This is a genomic window from Schlesneria paludicola DSM 18645 (assembly GCF_000255655.1).
GTDB lineage: Bacteria > Planctomycetota > Planctomycetia > Planctomycetales > Planctomycetaceae > Schlesneria > Schlesneria paludicola.
This window is the reverse complement of record NZ_AHZR01000104.1, coordinates 1-546: the sequence shown is the minus strand read 5'-3', so window position 1 is coordinate 546 and position 546 is coordinate 1. Positions and strand designations below refer to the sequence as shown.

Sequence of the window (546 nt, the reverse complement as noted above, 5' to 3'; positions counted from 1 at the left end):
CACGGACCGGAATGCGAAGCTGGTATACGTGACTCCACTGCCGCCCGAGAACGATGCCGGATTGACATACCCCTGGCTATAGACGACGCCACCGACAAACACAGGCTGAAGACCGGCACTCGTGTTGTTGATGACTTGGTTGGTGGGATAATCCTCTTCCGTCAGGCGATGAATCGACAGGCCACCGGAGTAATTTGTAAGAATGCCGGCATCCGTCCAGCTCTTCGAGTACGAAGAGGAATCGAGATCAAACTTGTCGTACGTTGTTCCACGCCCGATGAGGATTTCGTTGAGAGTGTCGCTCTGAATACCTGAGTCAGACGCCTGCCAATTCCCCTCCCTGATTTTGCTGTAAAACGTCGTCGCCTGTTTCGTGGATTCCGAGTACCCATCCCCTTTGCCTTCGTAATGGACACCGTCGACGAAACTGTTTCCGGCAGAGTGATTGTCATACCGTCCCTGCTCATCGGTCTTCCCTGTTGCGACTTCACTCGTGCTAAACGTGTAGCTGCCATTCCAGCTTGAACCGCTGACGCCCGATGTCGA

Annotated in this window: 1 protein-coding gene; it reads right to left on the bottom strand. The window is 54.0% G+C overall.

Translation table 11 applies throughout. The features are described 5' to 3' along the window. The coding region (locus tag OSO_RS41490) for a hypothetical protein (RefSeq protein ID WP_010581599.1) at window positions 1-546 on the bottom strand (546 nt) is incomplete at both ends.